At 68.0% G+C, this 2756-nt stretch carries 2 protein-coding genes and 1 pseudogene; 1 reads left to right on the top strand and 2 read right to left on the bottom strand.

Features of this window, described 5'->3' with window-relative positions:
• Together ACQKJZ_RS18880 and ACQKJZ_RS18875 are read right to left on the bottom strand one after the other, a co-directional pair.
• Positions 1 to 1164: efflux RND transporter permease subunit (locus tag ACQKJZ_RS18880; RefSeq protein WP_427733193.1), on the bottom strand; the 1164-nt coding region annotated here is incomplete at its 3' end.
• Position 1165: 1 nt separating this feature from the next.
• Complete coding sequence (locus tag ACQKJZ_RS18875) at positions 1166 to 2344, bottom strand: efflux RND transporter periplasmic adaptor subunit (protein WP_427733195.1); 1179 nt, start codon at positions 2342 to 2344, stop codon at positions 1166 to 1168.
• Between the two features lie 203 nt (positions 2345 to 2547).
• On the opposite strand from ACQKJZ_RS18875, the pseudogene ACQKJZ_RS18870 reads away from it, so the two are divergent.
• Positions 2548 to 2756: pseudogene (locus ACQKJZ_RS18870) on the top strand (SIMPL domain-containing protein); the annotation flags it as partial.

Here is a 2756-nt window from a genome sequence, read left to right as displayed (position 1 = left end):
CATCTGGTTCAGCGTGAAGCCCAGCAGGTCCATGAACCAGAAGGCCGGGATCGCCGACAGCGGGATGGCGAGCGCCGAGATCACCGTCGCGCGCCAGTCGCGCAGGAAGATGAAGACGACGATGACCGCCAGCACCGCGCCCTCGATCATCGCATGGATGGCGCTTTCATATTGCTGCTCGGTATATTTGACGCTGTTCGAGCGGAGAACGAACTTCACCTCGGGGTTGCGCTTTTCCAGCCCCTTCAGCTTCTCGACCGCGCCGTTGAAGACGCTGACGTCGGAGGCACCCTTGGCGCGCTGGAAGTCGAAGCTGATGACCTGCCGCCCGTCGACCGCCGCCTGCGAACGCTGTTCCGCATACAGGTCGCGCACGGTGGCGATGTCGGCGAGGCGCACGGTGCGGCCGCCACGCACGTTGATCTGGGTCTGACCGAGGTCATAGGCGTTGCGCGCATTGCCCAGCACGCGGACCGCCTGCTCGGTTCCCGCGATCTCGGCGCGGCCACCGGCGGCGTTCAGGTTGGTCATGCGCAACTGCGCGTTGACCTCGCTGGCGGTCAGCCCCTGCGCCTGCAATTTCAGCGGATCGAGGATCACGCGGATCTCACGCGTCACGCCGCCATTGCGGATGACCTTGGAGAGGCCGGGGACCGACAACAGCTCTTTGGTGACGTTGTTGTCGATATACCAGCTGAGCTGTTCGGGCGTCATGTTGGACGCGATCGCCGAATAGCTCGCCAGGTCCTGGTCGGTGGAGTCGACGCGGATCACCTGCGGCTCGAGAATACCGTCGGGCAGCATCGAGCGGATTTGGGTGATCGCGTCGCGCGCGTCGCTGACCGCGCGGTCGATCGGCGTGCCGATGTCGAGCTGGACCAGCGTCTGCGACTGCCCCTCGGTCACGGTCGAGGTGATCTGGTCGACGCCCTGAAGGTTCCTGAGCGCGGCCTCGACCCGCTGGGTCACCTGCGTCTCCAGTTCGGTCGGGGCCGCGCCCGGCTGGTTCACGACGACGACGACGATCGGGAAATCGATGTCGGGGTCGTTGTTGACGTCCATCCGCATGAAGCTGACGATCCCCGCCAGCGTCAGCGCGACGAACAGGACGATCGGTGGAACGGGGTTCCGAATCGCCCAGGCGGAGATGTTGCGGAAACTCATGTCACTTGGCCTCCCGGCCCGCGAGGATCGGATGGACCAGCTGGCCCGGTGCCAGGAAGCCGCCCGCCGAACGCACCACCCGCTCGCTGCCGTTCAGGCCCGAGGCGATGGTCACGCCCGCGTCCGACACCTGGCCGATCTTGATGTCGCGGCGTGCGACCTTGTCGTCCGGGCCGACGATATACACGAAGCTGCCCTTGTCGTCGCTCTGGATCGCCGAATCGGGGAGCAGCGGCGCGTTGGCCGTGCCGCCGCGGATCGTCGCTGCCGCGAAACCGCCGGGCCGCAGCGCCGGATCATAGGACAGCGCGATGCGCGCGATGCCCTGGCGCGTCTGCGGGTCGATGACCGGCGACACCTGCCACACCTCGCCCTTGAAACGCTGCTCGCCGCCGACCGGCGTGACCGTGGCGGGCGCGCCGACGCTGAGGCCCACCAGATCGGATTCGGCGAGTTGCGCGCGCAGCTCCATCTGCCCACCCATCGCCATGCGGAACAACACGCCCGAGCCGGAACTGACGATCTGCCCCGGCTCCGCGGCGCGGGTCAGGATCAGGCCGGCGGCGGGCGCGCGGATGTCGAGCCGGCCGTTGCGCGCCTGCGCCTCGCGATAGCTCGCCTGCGCCGCGCGGACGCGGGCGGCGGCGGCATCGCGGGTCGCGGTGCGGCGTTGCAGATCGGCCTTGGAGATGAAGCCACGATCGACCAGCTGGCGCGCGCGGTCGAGTTCGGCCTGTGCGATCTGCTGATCCGACTGCGCCACCGCGACCTGCGCGTTCAGTGCCGAGGCGGTCTGCGTCTGGACCGAGCGGTCGACCGTTGCCAGCACCTGGCCCGCCTTCACCCACTGGCCGGGTTCGACCAGCACGCGGGTGACCATGCCCCCCTCGCCCGCGACGCCCACCGGCATCTCGCGCCGCGCGGCCAGCGTGCCGGTGGCGGAGATCAGCCTGCTGACCGATTGCTGGCCCGGCACAATGACGGTGATGTTGGGCACCTGCGTCCCCGCCCCGGCGGTGGCACCCGCCTCGTGCTTCTTGCCGCCAAGGAAGAACCAGGCCGCCAGCGCCGCCACCAGCAGGACCGCAACGATCGCGATCCAGCGCGACCGCTTTCGGGGCGCCGGCCCCTCAAGCTCCAGATGCTGGCCGCCACCGATCCTGCCCGTCTCGTAATTCATGTTCGCCACCGATCCCCGCTCCGCATCCTCTATGTCGCCCCACCACACAGGATGCGCCACTTTGATGCTGTATTATACAAATACATCACTCTTCTCAAGCGCCTTTGCACAGCGGCAGATCAGGCGGCTCCAAGGTGAATGTGGCGCGTTCATCGCACGTTTTGCCGCATCAAGCCAAAGGCTTGTGCACATCAAGGGAGACAATGATGAACAAGATCCTGCTGACCGCGATGCTGGCGCCGGCGGCCATGCTGCCGGGTGCCGCCATCGCCCAGACCGCGCCTGCCCCGACCACGGTCGAGCCGCTCATCCCCGCCGCGGGCACCATCCTCGACGTATCGGCCGAGGGGCGAACGACGCGCGTGCCCGACCTCGCCACGATCCGGGCCGGCGTGGTGAGCCAGGGCGCGAC

It is taken from the genome of Sphingomonas sp. NPDC019816, from assembly GCF_050274375.1.
In the GTDB taxonomy this organism is placed as follows: Bacteria; Pseudomonadota; Alphaproteobacteria; order Sphingomonadales; family Sphingomonadaceae; genus Sphingomonas.
This window is presented reverse-complemented; position numbering and strand designations above follow the sequence as displayed.

Excerpts from the sequence above, each read along its gene's own strand:
- ACQKJZ_RS18875 (WP_427733195.1), bottom strand. The coding sequence starts at position 2,344 with ATGAATTACGAGACGGGCAGGATCGGTGGCGGCCAGCATCTGGAGCTT.